Source organism: Streptomyces sp. SD15, assembly GCF_054462255.1.
The window spans coordinates 13,063-32,027 of the sequence record NZ_JBTLMO010000059.1; the positions used below are offsets into that span (position 1 = coordinate 13,063).

Here is an 18,965-nt window from a genome sequence, read left to right on the forward strand (position 1 = left end):
CAGGCCTAGACCTGGCCTCGCACTTCATGAGCAATTCCGGGCATGGCCACGGTCAGATTGCAGGAGGCCGTCGGCGCCATCGCAACGGCTTCGGACCAGCACGTGCTGCAAGCCGTCACGTGATCCGTCGCAGGATGCGGTCCTTGCGGCGGGTGTAGGGCGGATAGGTCACGCCCATGGTGTCCGGAGTGAGCCGCTTGTCGAGGACTGACTTGATGTTGCTGAAGGTGTCCAAGGAGTGTGCGCCGTGGTACTGGCCCATGCCGCTCTCGCCCACGCCGCCGAAGGGGAGACCGGGCACGCCGAGCTGAGCGGTCGGGACGCCGAAGACCAAGCCGCCGGAGGACGTCTCCGCGATCAGCCGCTGCTTGGAGCGCTTGGATGCGGTGAAGGCGTAGAGAGCCAGCGGCTTGTCCCGACCGCTGATGAAAGCAATCGCCGCGTCCAGGTCCGGGACGCAGACGATGGGCAGGATGGGACCGAAGATCTCGTCACGCATCACGGCCGAGTCGGGGTCGACGTCCGCGAGAACGGTGGGGGCGATGTAACGGCTGGGACGGTCGTGGTCGCCGCCGACAACGGTCCGGCCATCGTTGAGCAGACCGGCCAGCCGGTCGAAGTGGCGCTCGTTGATGATGTTGCCGTAGTCGGCGCTCCGGGCCGGATCGGTGCCGTACATCTCCCGGATGGCTGCGGCCAGGTGCGACTCGATGTCGGCGCCCGCCTGTCCGACAGCGAGCACGTAGTCGGGCGCGACGCAGGTCTGGCCGGCGTTCATGAACTTGGCCCAGACGATGCGACGGGCGGCCGTCGCGAGGTCGGCACCGGGTTCGACGACGGCGGGGCTCTTGCCGCCCAACTCCAGGGTGACCGGGGTGAGATGACGGGCCGCGGCAGCCATGACGATGCGTCCCACCGTGCCGTTGCCGGTGTAGAAGATGTGGTCGAACCGCTGTTCCAGCAGGGCGGTCGTCTCGGGTACACCCCCCTCGACGACGGCCACGGCCTCCGGATCCAGGAACCGGGGCAGCCAGTGGGCGAGCGCGGCCGAGGTTGCGGGGGCGACTTCACTGGGCTTGAGGATGACGCAGTTACCGGCGGCCAGTGCGCCGACGAGGGGCGCCAGCGCCAGATTCAGCGGGTAGTTCCAGGGGCTGATGATCAGCACTGTGCCCAGCGGCTCGCGGACGGTCCAGGCCCGGGCCGGCGCGAGCACCAGAGGTACGGAGACCTTGCTCGGGCGCGTCCACCGGTCGAGGTGGCGCAAGGTGTGGTCGATCTCCTTGATGAGGAAGCCGATCTCCATGACGTGCGACTCGGTCGCGTTCTTGCCGAGGTCGGTGTACAGCGCGTCTGCGAACACGTCCTGATGTTCGGCCAGCATCTGCCGCAGCGCGTGCAGCTGCTGCCTCCGCCACGAGAGGGGCTTGGTGCGTCCGGTGTTGAAGGTGGCGCGCAGGCGGGTGACGGTTTGTGCCGCGTGGTCTGTCGTGGAGTCGAGGTCCACGTTGTCGGTAGGCATGCCCCGAAGCATATACGAAACGAAAGCATTTCGTTTCGTATTGATGTACGCTTTCCGGTGTGACCCCTCCCACGCTTCCTGAACTCTTCGAACGACCCGTCCAGCGCTCCGGCCCGCATGTGGCTCGCCGTGTCTCTTCGGGGGATGACCGATGACCGAGTCGGCGGCACGCCGGGGCCGCCCCCGCGATGCCAACCGGGACCGGGCGTTGCTGGATGCGACTCTGGCCGTCCTGGGCGAGAGCGGCTACGGCGGCTTGACCACCGCCGCCGTGGCGGCCCGCGCCGGAGTGTCCACCGCCACCCTCTACCGCCGCTGGCCGTCCAAGGAGTTCCTGGTCGTCGACGCTGCCGCGGCCTACTCCCAGGAGCTCACGGCACCTGCCGACACCGGCACCCTCGAAGGGGATCTGCGTGCCCTGCTCCGCGACAAGGCAGCCTCGATGACCGGGAAGGAGGGAGGGGTGTTGCGGTCCCTGATCGCCGAGGGTGGGCACAACGCCGCCCTGGCCGACGCCCTCACGAAGGCGTTCGTGCTGCCCGTTCGCCTACGTATGGAGGAGATCGTGCAACGTGCGGTGGACCGGGGTGAAATCGCGCCTGTCGAGCACGTCGATCTGCTCGGCGACCTGGTCATCGGTCCCATGATGAGCAGGTTCTTCCTCACCCCGCTGCCGCCGGACGAAGTGGACGCCGGCTCGGCGGCGGAGACGGCCGACCGCCTACTGCCCTTCCTCCTCCGCGCCATCGGAGGCAAGGGGAGCCAGTGAGCCGGCAGCCCGCTCGTTTTCGCGGAGCAGGTACTTCTGGATCTTCCCGGTGGAGGTTCGGGGCAGTTCCCCGAAGACGACCCGCTTGGGCGCCTTGAATCGTGCGATGCGGTCTTTGACGTGGTCGATGATCTCCTGCTCGGTGGCGACCGCATCGGGGCGCAGCACGGTGTACGCGACCGGCACCTCGCCCCAGCGGTCGTCCGGGGCACCGACCACGGCGACTTCGAGGACTGCCGGATGGCTGGCGATGGCCTGCTCGACCTCGATCGAGGTGATGTTCTCTCCACCGGAGATGATGACGTCCTTGCTTCGATCCCTGAGCTCGATGTATCCGTCGGGGTGGCGAACACCGAGGTCGCCGGTCCGGAACCAGCCGTCCGGTGCGGCCGCGGCCGTGGCGGCGGCGTCCTTGAGGTAGCCCAGCATGAGGTTGTTGCCGCGCAACCTGATCTCACCGATCGTGGTGCCGTCTGCGGGTACGTCCACTCCGTTGGCTACCACGCGGGCGGTGAGGCCGACGATGTTGGACACGCCCTGCCGGGCGCGAAGCCGGGACTGTTCCTCGGGGGCGAGGCCATTCCATTCGGGGTGCCAGTCGCACAGCACCGACGGCCCGTACGTTTCGGTGAGCCCGTACAGATGCGTGACATCGAAACGCAGTGCATCCGCGGCGGCGAGCAGGGTGGGGCTCGGTGGCGCCCCGCCGGTCAGGAACCGGATGACGCCGTCCGTGTCGCGCTTGGCCTCCGGGGCGTTCACCACCATGGAGAGCACGGCAGGGGCACCACAGAGGTGTGTGACGTGTTCGTCGTGAATGAGCCGCCAGATCTCGGAAGCCTCCACCTTCGGCAGGCATACGTGTGTGCCGCCGGCGGCGGTCACCGCCCATGGGAAGCACCAGCCGTTGCAGTGGAACATGGGCAGAGTCCAGAGGTAGGCGGACGCTGTGCTCAGCTGAGTGTGCGTGACCATCGCGAGTGCCTGGAGATAGGCGCCACGGTGTTGGTACATGACGCCCTTGGGACGACCAGTCGTTCCGGAGGTGTAGTTGATGGACAGCAGCGCGCCCTCATCGGGCAAGGGGACGGCCGTCGGCGCGGCGGCGGCGAGGAGTTGTTCGTAGGCGCCGTCGTCGCCGGGCCCTGCGCGCACGACCAGGGGCGGATGCGGCATCCCGTCGATCGCCGTGGCCACGAGGTCGTCGAACTGCGGGTCGTGCAGGAGCACCGCGCTCTCCGAGTGCTCGAGGATGTAACGCACCTCGGGAGCGGAGAGTCTGGTGTTGATCGTGACCAGGGGCGCACCGGCCCACGGGGCTCCGTAGTGGGCCTCGAGCATGATGTGCGTATTGGGTGCCAGTACCGCGACCGGGTCACCGTTCGCGAGCGGAGCCAGAACGCCGGCGAGCCGACGGCACCGGTCGTGCAGCTGTGCGTACGTGAAACGCTGGTCTCCGTCGACCACAGCCGTGCGCTCGGCAAACACCGCGGCCGACCGGTCCAGGAAGGACACGGGACTCAATGGCTCGAATGACAGGGCGGGATTCACGGCCTGCTCCGTTCGGTTGGTCGGCGGGATCATGAGCAAGGGCTCGGCCGCGCCCGATGCCTTGCCCTTTGGGGACCGTCGATCTGGCCCGGGGCTCGTAGCAGTTCCAGAGGGAATCAGCGCAGCTGGCTCTTGAGGATCTTGTTCGTGGGGCCCTTCGGGAGCGTCTCGACGAATCGCACGACCCTCGGGTATTTGTAGGCGGCGAGGCGCTGCCTGCAGTAGCCGATGACGTCTTCGGCGCTGATGTCGCTCCCGTCGCGCAGGGCGACCACCGCGACGACTTCCTCCCCGAGCCGGTCGTCGGGTGATCCGATGACGGCGGCCTCTCGGATGTCGGGATGCCCGTAGAGCACGTCCTCGATCTCGCGCGGGTACACGTTGTATCCGCCGCGGATGATCAAGTCTTTGATCCGGTCGACGACGAAGTAGTAGCCGTCGTCGTCCACGTAGCCCAGGTCTCCCGTGCGGAACCAGCCGTCCTGGATGACTTCGGCGGTTTCGGCAGGGCGACGCAAGTAGCCCTTCATCACCGAGTATCCGCGGATGAGGAGTTCGCCGACATGGTCGGCACCCGGCGCAAGCTGGTTGCCGTCGCTGTCCACCACGCGCATCTCGGTCCCCCAGAGAGGCCGGCCCACGGACATGGGCTTGCGTCCGGCCGCTCTGTTGAACGTCACAGCGCTGGCCGTCTCGGTCAGCCCGTAACCCTCCAGCACGGGGATGGCGAATCTCTCCTCGAACCGGGTGACGACATCCGGGGCGATCGGTGAGCCTCCGCTCAGCGCCATACGCATGCTGCTGAGATCACGGTCACGGTCGGGGGTCTCCAGCAGGGCGTGCAGCATGGTGGGCACACCGGCCACGATCGAGACGCGTCTCCGTTCGATGACATCGAGTACGGCAGAGGCTTCGAAACGGGGCACGAGTGCGAGCGAGGCGCCGCGCCGGATCGCGGAGTTCGCGAGCGAGGAGAGGCCGAAAACGTGGAACAGCGGCAAGGCGAGAAGGATGACGTCATCCTGTTTCGCTTCGAACACGTCAGCACTGGCAGTGCAGTTCATGAACAGCTGGAAGTGGGTGAGTTCGGCTCCCTTCGGTTTCCCTGTGGTGCCGCTCGTGTAGAGCAGGACCGCGGTGTCCTCGGGTGCCGTGGCGGCAACTTCCGCTCCACCATGGTCGCGATCCGACAGGAAGTCCGAGAAGAGCCTGCCGTCGTCACCGTCGTGACGTATCCCTGCGGGAATCGTCACGAGTGGAATGCCCGCCTCCTTGGCCCCGAGGACGGCACCGACGGTGAGTTCGTGCGCGAAGAGCACCACCGCACGGGCGTCGTTGAGGAGGAACGCGGTCTCCGTTGCGGTCAGCAGGGGATTGAGGGGCAGCAGGACCATGCCGGCGCGGAGCGTCCCGAAGTAGGCGACCAGGAACTCCGGGACGTTGGGCGACTGAATAGCCACCACATCGCCCCTTGAACAGCCGCTCTCGAGGAGTCCGTTCGCGAAGCGGATCGACTCCGTGTCGAGCCGCTGATAGTCCCACCTGTCATCACCCGCCCAGAGGGCAGGGCTCTGCGGTTGTGCGCGCGTTGCCTCAACAAGCATCGCCGCCAGGTTGAAGCTCATGGCATCTCTCCTTCACGTTCCGGCGGCAGGAGCGCTCGCGCGCTACATCCCCAGGTACACCGGATAACCAAGATCGGAACCGGACAAAAGGTCAAACGCACGCTCGGCCAGTTCGCTGGATCCGACAGTCACCGTCAGGTCGCCCGACTCGACTGCGTCGATCGCCTGGGTGTGGCCGAAGACCACAGCGAGGAACGTGCGCAAACGGCAAGTCACTGCAAGGTCGGGGCGAACTGGCGCCGGACCGCTCTTGGTCCACATTCGGCCCTCGGCGATCTCGACATGAAACGTCTCCCTGCCCACGTGCAGCTCGTAGATCTCCTTGAGGCCGACGAGCTTGTCCGGCGCTGCAAAGGTGGAAACGCTGAGGGCGATCAGGTCCGCGCGGGTGGTCGCCGGATCGATTTCCTCCGACGGCGGGAGCCCAAGGCCCCACCGTCCAAGCTCGATGAGTGGGGCACGGAGCCCCTCGCCTCGCTCGGTGAGCTCATAGACAGCCACACCCGCGGGAGGCGGAAGCGTGCTCCGGCGAGCGACCCCCGCGGCCTCCAGGCTGCGAAGGCGGGCAGTCAGGCGGTTCGGTCCGATGGCCGGGAGTACGTCGAGGAGGTCCTTGAATCGCTTGGGCCCAAGGCACAGCTCGCGCACGATCAAAATCGTCCATCGCTCGCCGAGAAGGTCCATGGAGCGGGCGAGCGGACACATCTGGCCGTATGTTCTTGCGGTTGTCATGAATCTACTGTACGGCTCTATAACTTCTCGCTATACGTTCCGTACACTCCGCTCCTGCCGGACATGGGCAGCTGGGCTTGCGCCATGCGCATGCAAGTCTCGCTCATCGTCGTAGTCCCACCGCGCCGGCGAACGCCTCGAGCTCACGGCGGATGTCGCCGGCGGGTTGGTACATGATCTCGGTGACACCGCTCGCCGCCAGCTGCTGGACCTTGGCCAGGACCTCGTCGGCAGTGCCGGTGAGCGTGACGTGCTCGACCAGCGTGTGGGCCCCGGCGTTCCAGGCAGCCGTGTCGGCGTCGTTCAGATGCAGCAGGTGTCCGTTGTGCACGGCGAGGTGACGTTGGTCATCCGGTGTGGTCTGCAGGACGGCCAGCCACTCCGGCCCTCCGGGCAGCGCCTTGACAGCTTCCTCGCCGCCGAGTTCGTAGGAGACGTGGAAGGCTTGCGCCAGTCCGGGGCCTGCGGCCGTGCGGAGCCGGTCGCTGTTGAGAGCTTCACCGTCATCGAGCACGGACCCGAGGGCCAGGTAGGAGACGTGCGAGAACTCTTTGGCCTGCTCGGGCACGGGCGCTCCGGCCACGAACAGGCCGTCCCCCAGCGACGCGGCTATCTCCATGCCCTTGGGACCGATCGCTCCGATGTAGACCGGAATGGCGTCCGGTGCACTCGGAAGCGACTCATCGGGGTGCAGCATCCGCACCCAGCTGCCCTCCCATTCGACCGTTTCGCCTCTGAGCAGCGCGCGGAATGTCGTGATGTAGCGCGTCATGTACGTCCACGAGGCGGGCATCTGCCCCATGGCCCGTCGGCTGGTGTAACCGGTGCCGAAGGCCACCGCGATCCGTCCGGGGGCCAAACGCTCGAGGGCCGCCGCCCCGCTCGCACTGACCATCGGGTGGCGCAGCGCCGGGACGAGAACGCCGGGACCGAGCCCAATGGAGTGTGTGCGTTCGGCGGCCAGCGCCAGACACATCCACACGTCGGGACTCTGTTGCGGTGTGTCGTACAACCACGCACGCCGGAAGCCGAGTTCCTCGGCGATCTGGACGTGCTGCGGTGTTTCCAGCGTGGTCGCGAACGCTGCCGACACGTCCAAGCCCGCTGCGCTTCGGCCTTGGTTGGCTGCAGGAGAAGTGGAAGTGGTCATAGTTGCTGCCCCAAGGTGCTCGGGAGGCCGGTGGCGGGCACATTGGCCAGGCGCACCTGGCCGCGGGCGATGAGCTTGTCGCTGCTGATGCTGGTGACGGTGACCTGCCACAACTGCTGGCTGCGCCCTTGCTGGACAGGTTCGGCCACCACCTCCACCGTCCCGGAGGTGATCGGTCGGAGGAAGTCCGTACTGTTGGCCACCCCCACGGCGACCTGGTCGCGATCGGCTACCGCGGCCGACGCGCCGACGCTGGCAGCGGATTCCACGGCGGTGGCGTAGACCCCGCCGTGCACCACTCCCCAGGGGGTGTGGTGCTCAGGGCCCAGCTGTATCTCCCCTCGCACCCGAGTGGACGTGACCTCGGTGAAACGCAGACCTACGGCCGCCACGAACGCGCTCCGGAACACGTCGAAGCCTGACATCGAGACTCCGCCCGGGTCAGTGGTTGCATCAGTTGTGTGCTGTGCCATGTGCCGGGCCTACTCGTTCGCGTAATCGTGTCGGCCCGCGGGCGGGACGGGCATCGGGACTTCCAGGAGACCGTGCGCGCCGTACCAGACGGGGCCCACGTTGAGCCGGTCGGGATAGCGGGTGGTGATCTCGTCGAAGAACTGCTGCGGTGTGGGCTTCTCGGCGAGCAGCCGCTGCGCTTCGCGAAGGTATTGGCGGGTCTGGTCGATGATCGCCGGGTCGTCGGGTAGGTCACGGTTCTTGTGCCCGGCCACCACGGCGCGGGGGTTGAGGGACTCGAGGACGTCGAGCGCCGCAAGCCATGACTCGAATCCGCCGCCAGGGGTCTCCAGCAGCATCTGGTGTACGCCGTTGTAGACGACGTCGCCTCCGACGATCAGGCCGATCGAGGGGACGTGGAGCACCGTCGTGTCGTCGGTGTCGGTGTGCCCGACCTCGACCGCCGTGATCTGGTGCCCCTCCAGCTCGAACCCGCCGGCGGGGATCGGCCGGTAGACGAGTGGGGTGTCGGGAATCAGGCCGGGGAAGTCCGCGTCCCAGAACTTCTCGCGCCCTTCGACGTTGCGGCGCATGATCCCGATGGTGCCTTCCGTGGCGTACGGGACGGCGTCGGGAAAGCGCTCCAGGAGCTGGCCGGTGCCGAACCAGTGGTCGCCGTGGCCATGCGTCGCATAGATGTAGGCCAGACGCTTGCCGGAGCGCTCCACCCAGTCGCCGACCTGCTGCGTGTGTTCGCGGGTGAACGGCGGGTCGACCAGCACGGCCTCCCGTTCACCGGTGATCAGCGTCGAGGCCAGCGGAGACGACACGATGCCACTGCCGTCGGGCAACCTCTCGGGTCGGCTGCGCGGGACCCCGTCGCAGACGTACACGTCGTAGCTAAGCTCAGTCATGCCTTTCGTCTCCCTTGTGGTACTTCGAGTTGATATGCCGTAGGAGCGCGTGGCTCATCCGGCAGCGGCACAAGCAGACGGCGCACTGGCGGATCACCGGGGACGCCCGCGAACGCCTCGCCAGCAGGGCCGGTCGCCAGGAGCACGGCTAACCGAGCGGCGCGAGAAACTTCCTGATCAAAACCGCCACCTCAGTGGGCGCTTCGCGGGGAGCCAGGTGTGCGACACGCGGCAACACCTCGAGTTGTGCGCCGGCGATGCGCTCGGCCAGTTCGCCGGAATGGGGTTCTGGCGGCAACGCCCGGTCCTCGGCGCCACCGATCACCAGGGTGGGCGCGGTGATTCTGCCTAGGGCATCGACCACGCTGCTGCGACCAGCCAGCACCGACCGTACGGCGCGCGCCAGTCCTGCCTTGTCGAGTGCGTCGACTGCTTGGGCGAGGTGCGTGGTGAACTCGGGGTTTCGCTTGCGGGAGTGCTCGCTGAGCATTCCGGACACAACCAGCCGGCCCAGTCCGCCCGGGGCGATCCCGGAACGTATGAGAAGGGCGTTCAGGCGGACTGCCAGACGTTCGCGGAGGACCACGCTGCGCGCAGTGGTGTTGGACAGGACCAGCGCGGTGACCCGGTCCGGGGCGGTGATCGCGACCCGCAGCGCGACGATGCCGCCCCACGACAGCCCGAGAAAGGCGGCCCGGTCGACGGCGGCAGCGTCGAGCGTCTGAATGGCGGCGGCGCCGCACTCTTCCATGGTGAACAACCGCGACACCGATTCGCTGCGGCCAGTACCGGGTGGGTCGACCAGCAGGGTCCGTCGGCCCTGAGCGTGCAGGTCGGCAAGCTGTGCGCCCCAGCTGGTCTCACCGTCCATGAACACACTCGGCCACAACAGCGCCACAGGGCCGTCGGCGGGTCCGGCGTCCTGAACGTGGAGCCGGCCCAGCGTGGTCGGCACGAAGAGGCTGCGGGAGGTCGGCGGCGTCACAAGTAACGTCCCCACCATGCGAGGGCAGCACGACTGCCCGGCTCGTAGCCGTCGAAATAGATGCCGTAGTGGTCGATGCCGGGGATGACCTGATAGTCGACGACGCTGCCTGGAATGGTCTCCAGTACTTTCGCCGCGCGGCCGCCGTTGTCGGCGATGGGGAACAGGTCTTCGTCACCGGCATCGATGATCAGGGTGGGGATCCGGAGCCGCTCGACCTGGGCGAGCGGGTCGAAGTGCGCCAACGTGGCCATGTACGGGGTGCCCGCCATGTTCGGCCAGGGATCGACACCCTGGGGAATCGCGGGTGCGTCACCGCGCGCGGTGTCGATCGCACGCTTGCGGGCAAAGTCTGCCACTGGTCCACTCAGCGGGGCGATGGCGGGCACCTGCACCGCCAACGCCTTGACCCGGTCGTCGTTGGCAGCCAGATGCACGGCGACACCGCCGCCGAAGCTGGTGGCCCACAGCCCGATCCGGGCGGGATCGACGTTGGGCTCACCTTCGATGTAGTCCAGGGCCGAGCGCAGGTTCGCCGTCCATGCGACTGGATCCACCAGTTCCCGGATGAACCGCACCCGGGTGAGTGCCTCATTGCTGTCATCGAGGTCGGGGATGTCTCCGACCAGCTGCAGCGGAGATCCGGAGCCGAACCAGCTGCTCTGGGTGAACGTCAGGGTGATCATGCCTGCTGCGGCGAAGAGCGCCGCGTAGCGTTCGGCGGTGAGCTTGCTGCCACCCCACCCGTGACACAACACCACAGCGGGCAGGGTGGCGTCGGGGTCAACGGTCGACGGTCGGTACACGTCCGCGTCGAGCGCGATGCCATTGCTCCACACGGTGACCTGTTGCCGGCCGACCCCGTCGGGCATGACCAGCGGCGGATAGACCTTTTCAGCCATGGCTCGCCTCCTCCAGGGTCGATTCGGCGGGCCAGACCTCAGCGAGCCTGTCCTTGTCCGTCGCCGCCGAGTGGATGCCGACCACACGCCAGCCCCGATCGGACTTGGCGACGCTGAACTGCACCGCCCAGCGCTGGATCTCGGTCTCGTCGGCGCGGCGTCGCGACCAGATCACCTCAATGGCGGCACCAACGGAGTTGTAGACAAGCACACGCCGGTCGGGCACCACGGTGTGGCTGTATCCGGACTCGCGCAGCGGCGCGTAATTGAGGTCCAGGAAGCCGCGCACGCTCTCGTCATCGAGACACCAGAAGGACTGCTCCAGTCCCGTGACGTGCAACGGAGTGCCCCAGTAGTCATGAATGAACTCGGGACCCTCGTCTGACGTGCCCGCAGCCACGGCCACCCATCGCGGCAGATAGTCCTCGAAGAACCATTCGGTCACCTCGGCCCGAGTGGCAGCGATTTGATCATTGGACATTACGACAGATTCCTTCCGAGAAGGATTTCAGCGGTCGATGAATTCGAAATCGAGAGAGGGGGGACCCTCTTCACGCGCCCTGACCGGGGTTGCATCGCGCGAGCACCGCCCGGCGACTGACCCGGAAGTCGACCCTCGGCGGCAGCCCGCCGTTCAGTGGCCGGCACCCAGCGGTCTCTCGGTCGCTCGCTGCGCCAGGACTGAGGCGGCATCGGCGATCGGGAAGCGCCCTTCACCGAGCGACTCCTTCGTCATGACCGAGGACGCTAGCAGCGACTATACGAGATGTATAGCGTCAAGCCCTTATGAGATGTCAGTGACCCGGACACCCGCCTTGAACCTGCCTCCGAAAGTGAGATCACCAGCCGTCACCCACGGCCTACCGGGTGGGCTTCGGGGTGACCTAGCCCTCAGAGCTCGCGCCGGCAAGGCGCAGGGCGAAGTCGCTGTACTGCCAGACGATGGCATCCTCTGCAAGTTCGCCGTCTTCGCGATACCACGCCGCGACTCCCATACCGAGGTCGAGGATGGCGTAGGCAACCAGCCGCGCCGAGGCGACCTTGAAGCACCCCTCGGCCACACCTGCGTTGACGATCTGGCGAAAGCCGGCTTCGTACTCCGCGCGCAAGGCCAGCACACGACCGCGATGCGGCTCGACGAGGCTGCGAATCTCGCGATTGCCGACGAAGGCCTCGAGCCGGTGCCGGGCGTGGTAACGGACGTGCGCCTCGGTGGCGCGGCGAAGGCGTGCCACCGAACCTTCACTGCTGGCGACGGCCGCACGGTGCGCGCTAAGGAGGTCTTCCATCGTGGCGGTCATGATCTGGGCGAGCAGGTCCTGTTTGGACGCGACGTGCTTGTAGAGGCTCGGGCCGCGCATACCCACCGCGGCCCCGATGTCGGCCATCGTGGTCGCCTCGTAGCCGAGGCGCGTGAACAGCTCCAGCGCCGCCGCACGGATGTCGTCGGATCGGCCCATCTTCGCCTCCACATGCAGGGCTAACGGATGATAGCTGAACCCGCTGGCAACTGTGAGCTGCACCATGGGGGATTGCGGGTTGCCAAGCGCTCGCTTAGGGTCCTGGCTAATACTCAGTAGCCGGATGGGATGCGCCATGACAGTCGACCTCACCCAGGATCCCGTCGTCGCGGACCTCGCGCGCCGCACTGCCGACTTCGTCCGCGAGGTGGTGATCCCTGCCGAGGAACAGCACCGTGGCGTCGCGCGCACCGAGAACGTGCGGCTCGGGCTGCAGCGGGCCGCGAAGGATGCCGGCGTGTTCGCGCCGCACGTCGGCGAGGAGTTCGGCGGGCACGGGCTGGACATGCGGGGCAGGGCTGCCGTCTTCGAGGAAGCGGGGTACTCCCTGCTGGGCCCGCTTGCGCTGAACATCGCCGCCCCCGACGAGGGCAACATGCACATGCTCGAAGCCATCGCCACCGCCGAGCAGAAGGACCGGTATCTGCGCCCGCTCGCGGCTGGGGCCATACGGTCGTGCTTCGCGATGACAGAGCCGGCGCCGGGCGCGGGTTCCGACCCCAGTGCGCTGGCGACGCGCGCCGTACGTGTTCGGGGCGGCTGGCGCATCGACGGGCACAAATGGTTCATCACCGGTGCCGACGGCGCGGGGTTCGCCATCTGCATGGCCAGGACGTCGGGTGAACCCGGGGACCAGGGCGGCGCGACCATGTTTTTGGTCGACGCCGACAACCCCGGCATGAAGACGGTCCGGCACATCGAGACGCTCGACGAGAGCCTCTACGGCGGGCACGTCGAGCTGCTCTTCGAGAACTGCGTCGTACCGGACGAAGCGGTGCTCGGCGAAGTCGACCAGGGCTTCCGCTACGCGCAGGTACGGCTGGGGCCCGCGCGGATGACGCATTGCATGCGGTGGCTGGGCATCGCCCGACGCGCGCAGGACATCGCCGTCGGCCGGGCCGCCGACCGCCGGCTGTTCGGCTCACGGCTCGGCGATCTCGGCATGGTGCAGCAGATGATCGCGGACAACGAAATCGACATCGCCGCCGCTCGGGGGCTGATCCTCCAGGCGTCCTGGGAGTTGGATCAGGGGCGTTCGGCCTCGCAGTCCACCTCGATCGCCAAGACCTTCTGCGCCGAAGCGGTGTGGCGGGTGGTGGACCGCGCGCTGCAGATCTGCGGCTCGCTCGGTGTGTCCGGCGACATCCTGCTCGGCCGGTTCCTGCGGGAGGTCCGGCCCTTCCGCATCTACGACGGGCCATCCGAAACCCACCGCTGGGCCATCGCCCGCCGCGTCATGCGCCGCCACACCGAGGCGGCGGCACAGTGAGCTCCGCCCGTCACACCGCAGTGGACGGTCTCGACCTGACGGCACTCGAGCGGTACTTCGACGAGTACGTGCCGGAGTTCCGGGGCCGGCTCACCGCCGAACCCTTGCAGGGCGGCCGGTCGAACCTGACGTACCTGGTCACCGACGGGCGGACACGGTGGGTTCTTCGCCGTCCTCCGCTGGGCGGGCTCACCCCCTCCGCGCACGACATGCGGCGCGAGTACCGGATGGTGGCCGCACTCGCCGACAGTGACGTCCCCGTGGCACGTGCGGTGAGCCTCGCGGACGCCGAGGTGCTCGGCGTGCCCTTCGCGGTGGTCGAGTACGTCGACGGGACGGTGATCCGGACGGTCGAGCAGCTGCACGCACTGCGGGACAGCGATATCACCCGCTGCGCCTACGGCCTGGTCGACGTGCTCGCGCGCCTGCACGCCGTCGATCCGGATGCGGTGGGGCTGACAGGGTTCGGACGCCCGCAGGGCTATCTGGCGCGCCAGGTCCAGCGCTGGTACGACCAGTGGCAACGCGTTCGGACCCGGGAGCTCGGCGACATGGAGCTGCTGCACAAGCGACTCGCCACCGCTTGCCCGGCGGAAAGCGGCGCGTCCATCGTGCACGGCGACTATCGCATCGACAACACCATCCTCGACCCCGCCGACCCGGGCACCATTCGTGCGGTGGTCGACTGGGAGATGGCCACCCTCGGCGACCCCCTCGCCGATCTCGGTCTGCACCTTGTCTACGCCGACCCGTCCTTCGCTCCCGTGCTCAGCGGATCGGCCGCATCGACCAGCGAACGGCTCCCCGCAGCGGCCGACCTCGCCCAGCGCTACGCCGAGGCCAGTGGGCGGGATCTCGGCGAACTCGGCTTCTATCTCTCTTTGGGCTACTTCAAGATCGCCGTCATCGCCGAGGGGATCCACGCCCGCTTCCAGCAGGGGCTGACCCGCGGCACAGGATTCGACACGGTTGGGCAGGCCGTCGCGCCACTGACCGCCGCCGGACTTCGAGCGCTGTCGCACCAGGAGCCGCTATGAGCAACGTCCTTGACCTCTTCCGACTCGACGCCAAGGTTGCCGTGGTCACCGGGGCGAGTTCCGGTCTCGGCGCCGGGTTCGCCCAGGCGCTCGCCGAAGCGGGCGCCGACATCGTCCTTGCCGCCCGCCGCGCCGACCGGCTGGCAGATGTCGCGAAGCAGGTGCACAACACCGGCCGCCGCGCCCTCACGGTGCCCACCGACGTCGCCGATCCGGAGCAGTGCGAGGCGCTGGCCCGGTCGGCAGTCGGCGAGTTCGGCCGCGTCGACATCCTGATCAACAACGCCGGCACAGGCACCGCGGTTCCGGCCCTCAAGGAGAGTCCGGAAGAGTTCCGCCGCGTCATCGACATCAACCTCAACGGCGCCTACTGGGCGGCACAGGCATGCGCCCGCGTCATGGAGCCCGGCTCCAGCATCGTCAACATCGCCAGCGTGCTCGGTCTGATCAAGTCGTACGCCCCACAGGCAGCTTACGCAGCCAGCAAGGCCGGACTCATCGGCCTCACCCGTGATCTCGCCCAGCAATGGACAGGGCGCCGGGGCATCCGGGTCAATGCCATCGCCCCGGGATACTTCGCCAGCGAGATGACCTCCGAGATCCCCCAGGACCAGGTCATGGCGTTCATCCAGCAGACCAGCCCGCTGGGCCGGGTGGGGCTGCAGCGTGAGCTCGACGCCGCGGTCGTCTTCCTCGCGAGCCCCGCCTCGTCCTACATCACCGGCATCACGCTCGCCGTCGACGGCGGTATGTCCGGTCACTGACGGCGGGCGTGCCTGTGCAGCACGACACCCGTAGAACGAAGCTCCCGGCCGACAGACAGTCGGCCGGGAGCTTCTTCGTCCTACGATCGACAACTGCCCACGCGTTCGGTGGCGTCGGGCGAGGCGCCCTCGCGTTGGGCATCACGCCTGCCGATCCTTCAAGAGCGCCATGCCCGGCCCGTTTCCTCGTGTATCAGCAGTGCGACGGCTCAGCCCACGATGGGCAGCCGCAGTGCGGCCGGGGCCTCCGCGGGAACAGCAGGGTCGACCGGAGCAACCGGGTCCAGCCGACGATACGGCTGCGACTGAGCAGGCCGCGGATCGGCCTCACCCTTGTTGGGCCAGAACGAGAAGGCACGCTCCGCCTTGGCCGTGATGGTCAGCGACGGGTTCACCCCGAGGTTCGCGGTCAGCGCTGTTCCGTCCACGATGGACAGTCCCGGGTAGTTGAACACCCGGTGGTACGGGTCGATCACGCCGTCCTCCGACGAGGTCCCGATGGGCGCTCCACCGAAGAAGTGGGCGGTCATCGGCCTGTTGAAGATCTCGCCCCACATCCCGCCCGGGACACCGCCGATGTGCTCGGCGGTGCGCAGGTTCGCCTCGTGCCCGGCTGGGATGAACGTCGGGTTCGGCTCGCCGCGTCCCTGCTTCGAAGTGAATCTGCGGCGCCCGAACAGGCCTCTCCTGGTGTACGTGGTGAGCGAGTTGTCCAGGCTCTGCATCACCAGCAGCATCATCGTCCGCTCGCTCCACCGGTAGCCGTTGAACAACGTCATCGACTTGACCGGCTCTCGCAGGATCGTCAGCAGCATCTGCAGCCACCGCGGCGTGGGCAGCGAGCCGTCCGTGGCGATGGTCTGCATCAGGCTCATCCCGTTGCTGCCCTTGCCGTTGCGCAGCGCCTGGATGTGCGTGTTCTCGTCCGGGTGGATCGACGAGGTGACCGACACACCGCGGGTGAAGTCACGCTCGGGGTCGGCCACGGCCCGGCTCGCACCGATGATCGCCTCCGAGTTCGTGCGCGTCAGTTCCCCCAACGTCGGCGAGAGCTCCGGCAGCACGCCGTTGTCCCGCATGCGGTGCAGCAGCCGTTGCGTACCCCAGGTGCCGGCAGCCAGCACAACCCGGGATGCCGTCAGGTTCCGCCGGGAGCGACGCGACCGCTTGCCCGTCCTGTGCACGTCCACCACGAACGACCCGTCCGGCCTCGGTCGCACCGCGTCCACCGTGGTCAGCGGGATGACCTCCGCGCCGGCGCGCTCCGCGATGTACAGGTAGTTCTTGACGAGGGTGTTCTTCGCGCCGACCCGGCACCCGGTCATGCAGGAGCCGCACTCGGTGCAGCCGGTGCGCCGTGGCCCAGCGCCGCCGAAGAACGGATCGTCGGCGGACTTGCCGGGCTCGCCGAAGTACACCGCCACCGGCGCCGGTTGGTAGGAGTGCGCCACGCCCATGTCAGTCGCGACCGCACGCATCACTTCGTCGCAGGCCGTCACGGTCGGGTTCGTGACCACGCCCAGCATGCGGCTGGCCTGGTCGTAGTAAGGCGCCAGTTCCGACTCCCAGTCGGTGATGTGCGCCCACTGCCGATCCGTGTAGAACGGCTTGGGCGGCCGGTACATCACGTTGGCGTACACGAGCGAACCACCACCGACACCGGCACCCGCCGCCACTATGACGTCCTTGAGCGGGTGGACGCGCTGAATGCCGAAGCAGCCGAGCGCGGGCGCCCATAGAAAGCTCTTGAGATCCCACGACGTCTTGGCGAACTCGTCGTCGGCGAACCGACGCCCCGCCTCGATCACGGCGACCCGATAGCCTTTCTCCGTGAGCCGGAGGGCCGCGACGCTGCCCCCGAAGCCCGATCCGACCACGATCACGTCGTAATCGGCTGCCATCTCGCCGTCGGGCGCACTGCTGTCACTCGCGTTCGTCGATCCGTCTTGGTCGGAGGATCTGCCGGGCAAGGGCTGGGCCATGTGCTGCCTCTTGTCTCTAGCTCAGTCTGGTTCGTCCGCGGTCACTGCGGAAAGCGGGGTACCGAGGAGGCCGTGCGCGCAGTAGCAAGCCGACATCGAGCGGTCCCGGCGGCAGGCGATCATTTCGCCAGAAACCGGCGTGCGGTGTTTGTGGCCACTCGGCCCTTGCCCATCTCGCAACGGCTTCAGGGGTCCGTTCGACGATTGACGGACACCGGGCGAGTCACGTCCTGTGCCCGGCCAATTACGGCAGCAGGCCGGCACCGCATGGAGTCATCGCGACAGGCCTCCGCTCCCAACCCCCGGCGTCGGTACCGACGTTGAGCAGGACATAGCCAATCGGGCGGCGCAGCGCAGCCGTCCTTGTCCTCATGGAGGATTGCGGGAAGCAGCGCGCAGAGCACCCGGCCCTTGCAGTCGCCAATCCGGCGCGCGGTGCCGAGTCCGGGCCGCCCGCCGGAAATCATCAAGGCGACACCCATGGAACCTGGGGACCGCTCACTCAGGGCGAGCAGCCATCGAAGAGTCGATCAGCCGGCGTCGTCTTCTGCGCGCATGACGGATCCGGACGGCGACCACTCCGAGGTTTCGATCATCGAGTAGTCGTCAGGCCGCTTGTCGAGCCGCTCCATCCGACGTCCTTCGAAACGCTCAAGAGTTTCCCTGTCCAGCGGTGGAACGAACGCGTTGTCCACCACCGTGTACTCGGCGGCCAGCCGACCGATGGGAGCAATCGCACCGGTGTCGACCCTTCCGCGTGGCAGATAGAGGTCGTCGCGGACGTAGAACTGCACAACCCGCCCGACCACAAGGTGGTTGACCCCGTCCGGCGCGGGGACGATCATCTCGACCGCGCACTCGAACGCGATCGGCGCGCCCGCAATACGCGGCGGCTTCACGGCAGCACTCGGCACCTTCTCCAGCCCAACCATATCGAACTCGTCCTCGTCGGGTTCGAACTCATTCGCGCTGAGATGCAAAGGCAGCGCCTGCGGCAGCGTGGCCAGGTGAGTCACGAATTCCCCGGTGTCGCGCATATTGACAAAACTGTCCTTGAGCGTGACGCCATCGGACCGGGGCTGGATGGACAATGAGACCATAGGCGGCTTGCGCCCCACCACAGTAAAGAACGAGATCGGTGCCAAATTCCCGACCCCGTCGGTCGACAGAGTGCTGACCCAGGCGATGGGCCGCGGGATGACGCTGCCGATCAGCAACTTGTACGCTGATTCAGCGGTGAGATTCTCGGCGTCGATGTACAACTTAGCGATCCCTTCAGCAACTCGGCCAAACCGCCAAGCTTGACCTCGGCTCCATGAGTGCGATGACTCGAACAATCCCGTTGTTCGTTCACACGATTTCTCTTCTTCGCCACCTTGTGGGCGCACTGCTCAACCACCCGGCAACGGTAGTTGCAGATCGAGTAGAGAAGTCCATTTCGAAAGCCCTGCGGAGGGGACCTCTTCCGCATGTCCTGGGTACCGCAAACGAGCCACGAGCCCTGGGCGGGACACCACGCAGGAGATCAGGGCACGCAGTTCTCCTTCCAAGCAAGGCAGGCCCTCGAGAGACTCCTTCGTTCTCAACGAGAAAGCTAGCAGCGACTATACGAGATGTATAGCCTCGAAGAGATGGTTCGGACCTGACGCTCGCGGCTCGGTAGCGGCGGGTGCCGACTGGAGACCAAGATCGAAAACCGCATGGGCCAGGCGGCGTACCCTCATCCGGCCCGTCTCTTCTCGGCGTCAATCGCCAGGAACCCTTGCAGCAGCGCCCTACAAACCAGGCT

The 18,965-nt window shown here is 67.2% G+C and carries 17 protein-coding genes; 4 read left to right on the forward strand and 13 right to left on the reverse strand.

Annotated features, from left to right (window positions below; all coding sequences use genetic code 11):
- Nucleotides 1–115: 115 nt before the first annotated feature.
- Nucleotides 116–1,522, reverse strand: a complete 1,407-nt coding sequence (locus ACX28W_RS37120) for an aldehyde dehydrogenase family protein (RefSeq protein ID WP_459004441.1) — start codon at nt 1,520–1,522, stop codon at nt 116–118.
- A 151-nt stretch (nt 1,523–1,673) separates the two neighbouring features.
- Between ACX28W_RS37120 and ACX28W_RS37125 the strand changes: the two genes are divergently transcribed.
- Nucleotides 1,674–2,291, forward strand: a complete 618-nt coding sequence (locus tag ACX28W_RS37125) for a TetR/AcrR family transcriptional regulator (RefSeq protein ID WP_459004442.1) — start codon at nt 1,674–1,676, stop codon at nt 2,289–2,291.
- On the opposite strand, the gene ACX28W_RS37130 is transcribed toward ACX28W_RS37125, so the two are convergent.
- The 10 genes from ACX28W_RS37130 to ACX28W_RS37175 all read right to left on the reverse strand — a co-directional run bounded on the left by ACX28W_RS37130 (nt 2,244) and on the right by ACX28W_RS37175 (nt 12,129).
- Nucleotides 2,244–3,842, reverse strand: a complete 1,599-nt coding sequence (locus ACX28W_RS37130; RefSeq protein ID WP_459004444.1) for an acyl--CoA ligase family protein — start codon at nt 3,840–3,842, stop codon at nt 2,244–2,246. The genes ACX28W_RS37125 and ACX28W_RS37130 overlap by 48 nt on opposite strands.
- A gap of 116 nt (nt 3,843–3,958) precedes the next feature.
- On the reverse strand, nt 3,959–5,467 hold the full coding sequence (locus ACX28W_RS37135; protein ID WP_459004445.1) for a long-chain-fatty-acid--CoA ligase: 1,509 nt from the start codon (nt 5,465–5,467) through the stop codon (nt 3,959–3,961).
- 42 nt (nt 5,468–5,509) lie between these two features.
- Nucleotides 5,510–6,199 (reverse strand): winged helix-turn-helix transcriptional regulator, encoded by a 690-nt coding sequence (locus ACX28W_RS37140; protein ID WP_459004446.1) that lies wholly within the window; start codon nt 6,197–6,199, stop codon nt 5,510–5,512.
- 103 nt (nt 6,200–6,302) lie between these two features.
- The gene (locus ACX28W_RS37145; protein WP_459004479.1) at nt 6,303–7,292 is read right to left on the reverse strand and encodes an LLM class flavin-dependent oxidoreductase; all 990 of its coding nucleotides are present in this window, start codon (nt 7,290–7,292) and stop codon (nt 6,303–6,305) included.
- 53 nt (nt 7,293–7,345) lie between these two features.
- Nucleotides 7,346–7,774: a PaaI family thioesterase gene (locus ACX28W_RS37150; protein ID WP_459004447.1), complete on the reverse strand. Its 429-nt coding sequence runs from the start codon at nt 7,772–7,774 to the stop codon at nt 7,346–7,348.
- Nucleotides 7,775–7,831: 57 nt separating this feature from the next.
- A complete protein-coding gene (locus ACX28W_RS37155; protein ID WP_459004448.1) occupies nt 7,832–8,716 on the reverse strand; it encodes an MBL fold metallo-hydrolase in 885 nt (294 codons plus the stop codon).
- Nucleotides 8,717–8,864: 148 nt separating this feature from the next.
- Nucleotides 8,865–9,701, reverse strand: a complete 837-nt coding sequence (locus ACX28W_RS37160; RefSeq protein WP_459004449.1) for an alpha/beta fold hydrolase — start codon at nt 9,699–9,701, stop codon at nt 8,865–8,867.
- A complete protein-coding gene (locus tag ACX28W_RS37165) occupies nt 9,698–10,603 on the reverse strand; it encodes an alpha/beta hydrolase (protein WP_459004450.1) in 906 nt (301 codons plus the stop codon). Before ACX28W_RS37165 ends, ACX28W_RS37160 begins: the two co-directional genes overlap by 4 nt.
- On the reverse strand, nt 10,596–11,084 hold the full coding sequence (locus tag ACX28W_RS37170; protein WP_459004451.1) for a DUF6841 family protein: 489 nt from the start codon (nt 11,082–11,084) through the stop codon (nt 10,596–10,598). The genes ACX28W_RS37165 and ACX28W_RS37170 overlap by 8 nt, the downstream gene beginning before the upstream one ends.
- A 403-nt stretch (nt 11,085–11,487) precedes the next feature.
- On the reverse strand, nt 11,488–12,129 hold the full coding sequence (locus ACX28W_RS37175) for a TetR/AcrR family transcriptional regulator (RefSeq protein ID WP_459004452.1): 642 nt from the start codon (nt 12,127–12,129) through the stop codon (nt 11,488–11,490).
- A 70-nt stretch (nt 12,130–12,199) separates the two neighbouring features.
- On the opposite strand from ACX28W_RS37175, the gene ACX28W_RS37180 reads away from it, so the two are divergent.
- Genes ACX28W_RS37180 through ACX28W_RS37190 form a run of 3 tightly spaced genes read left to right on the forward strand, consistent with a single transcriptional unit; the run spans nt 12,200 to nt 15,194 of the window.
- The gene (locus ACX28W_RS37180; RefSeq protein ID WP_459004453.1) at nt 12,200–13,393 is read left to right on the forward strand and encodes an acyl-CoA dehydrogenase family protein; all 1,194 of its coding nucleotides are present in this window, start codon (nt 12,200–12,202) and stop codon (nt 13,391–13,393) included.
- Complete coding sequence (locus ACX28W_RS37185; protein WP_459004454.1) at nt 13,390–14,430, forward strand: phosphotransferase family protein; 1,041 nt, start codon at nt 13,390–13,392, stop codon at nt 14,428–14,430. Before ACX28W_RS37180 ends, ACX28W_RS37185 begins: the two co-directional genes overlap by 4 nt.
- Nucleotides 14,427–15,194 (forward strand): SDR family NAD(P)-dependent oxidoreductase, encoded by a 768-nt coding sequence (locus tag ACX28W_RS37190; protein WP_459004455.1) that lies wholly within the window; start codon nt 14,427–14,429, stop codon nt 15,192–15,194. The genes ACX28W_RS37185 and ACX28W_RS37190 overlap by 4 nt, the downstream gene beginning before the upstream one ends.
- Before the next feature lie 209 nt (nt 15,195–15,403).
- Here ACX28W_RS37190 and ACX28W_RS37195 read toward each other — a convergent pair whose 3' ends face one another.
- Nucleotides 15,404–17,095: a GMC family oxidoreductase N-terminal domain-containing protein gene (locus ACX28W_RS37195; protein WP_459004481.1), complete on the reverse strand. Its 1,692-nt coding sequence runs from the start codon at nt 17,093–17,095 to the stop codon at nt 15,404–15,406.
- A gap of 611 nt (nt 17,096–17,706) precedes the next feature.
- Nucleotides 17,707–18,438, reverse strand: a complete 732-nt coding sequence (locus ACX28W_RS37200) for a flavin reductase family protein (RefSeq protein WP_459004456.1) — start codon at nt 18,436–18,438, stop codon at nt 17,707–17,709.
- Nucleotides 18,439–18,965: the final 527 nt, after the last annotated feature.

Excerpts from the sequence above, each read along its gene's own strand:
- ACX28W_RS37180 (WP_459004453.1), top strand. The coding sequence starts at position 12,200 with ATGACAGTCGACCTCACCCAGGATCCCGTCGTCGCGGACCTCGCGCGC.
- ACX28W_RS37125 (WP_459004442.1), top strand. The coding sequence starts at position 1,674 with ATGACCGAGTCGGCGGCACGCCGGGGCCGCCCCCGCGATGCCAACCGG.
- ACX28W_RS37135 (WP_459004445.1), bottom strand. The coding sequence starts at position 5,467 with ATGAGCTTCAACCTGGCGGCGATGCTTGTTGAGGCAACGCGCGCACAA.
- ACX28W_RS37140 (WP_459004446.1), bottom strand. The coding sequence starts at position 6,199 with ATGACAACCGCAAGAACATACGGCCAGATGTGTCCGCTCGCCCGCTCC.
- ACX28W_RS37120 (WP_459004441.1), bottom strand. The coding sequence starts at position 1,522 with ATGCCTACCGACAACGTGGACCTCGACTCCACGACAGACCACGCGGCA.
- ACX28W_RS37190 (WP_459004455.1), top strand. The coding sequence starts at position 14,427 with ATGAGCAACGTCCTTGACCTCTTCCGACTCGACGCCAAGGTTGCCGTG.
- ACX28W_RS37150 (WP_459004447.1), bottom strand. The coding sequence starts at position 7,774 with ATGTCAGGCTTCGACGTGTTCCGGAGCGCGTTCGTGGCGGCCGTAGGT.
- ACX28W_RS37195 (WP_459004481.1), bottom strand. The coding sequence starts at position 17,095 with ATGGCAGCCGATTACGACGTGATCGTGGTCGGATCGGGCTTCGGGGGC.
- ACX28W_RS37170 (WP_459004451.1), bottom strand. The coding sequence starts at position 11,084 with ATGTCCAATGATCAAATCGCTGCCACTCGGGCCGAGGTGACCGAATGG.
- ACX28W_RS37155 (WP_459004448.1), bottom strand. The coding sequence starts at position 8,716 with ATGACTGAGCTTAGCTACGACGTGTACGTCTGCGACGGGGTCCCGCGC.
- ACX28W_RS37165 (WP_459004450.1), bottom strand. The coding sequence starts at position 10,603 with ATGGCTGAAAAGGTCTATCCGCCGCTGGTCATGCCCGACGGGGTCGGC.
- ACX28W_RS37175 (WP_459004452.1), bottom strand. The coding sequence starts at position 12,129 with ATGGTGCAGCTCACAGTTGCCAGCGGGTTCAGCTATCATCCGTTAGCC.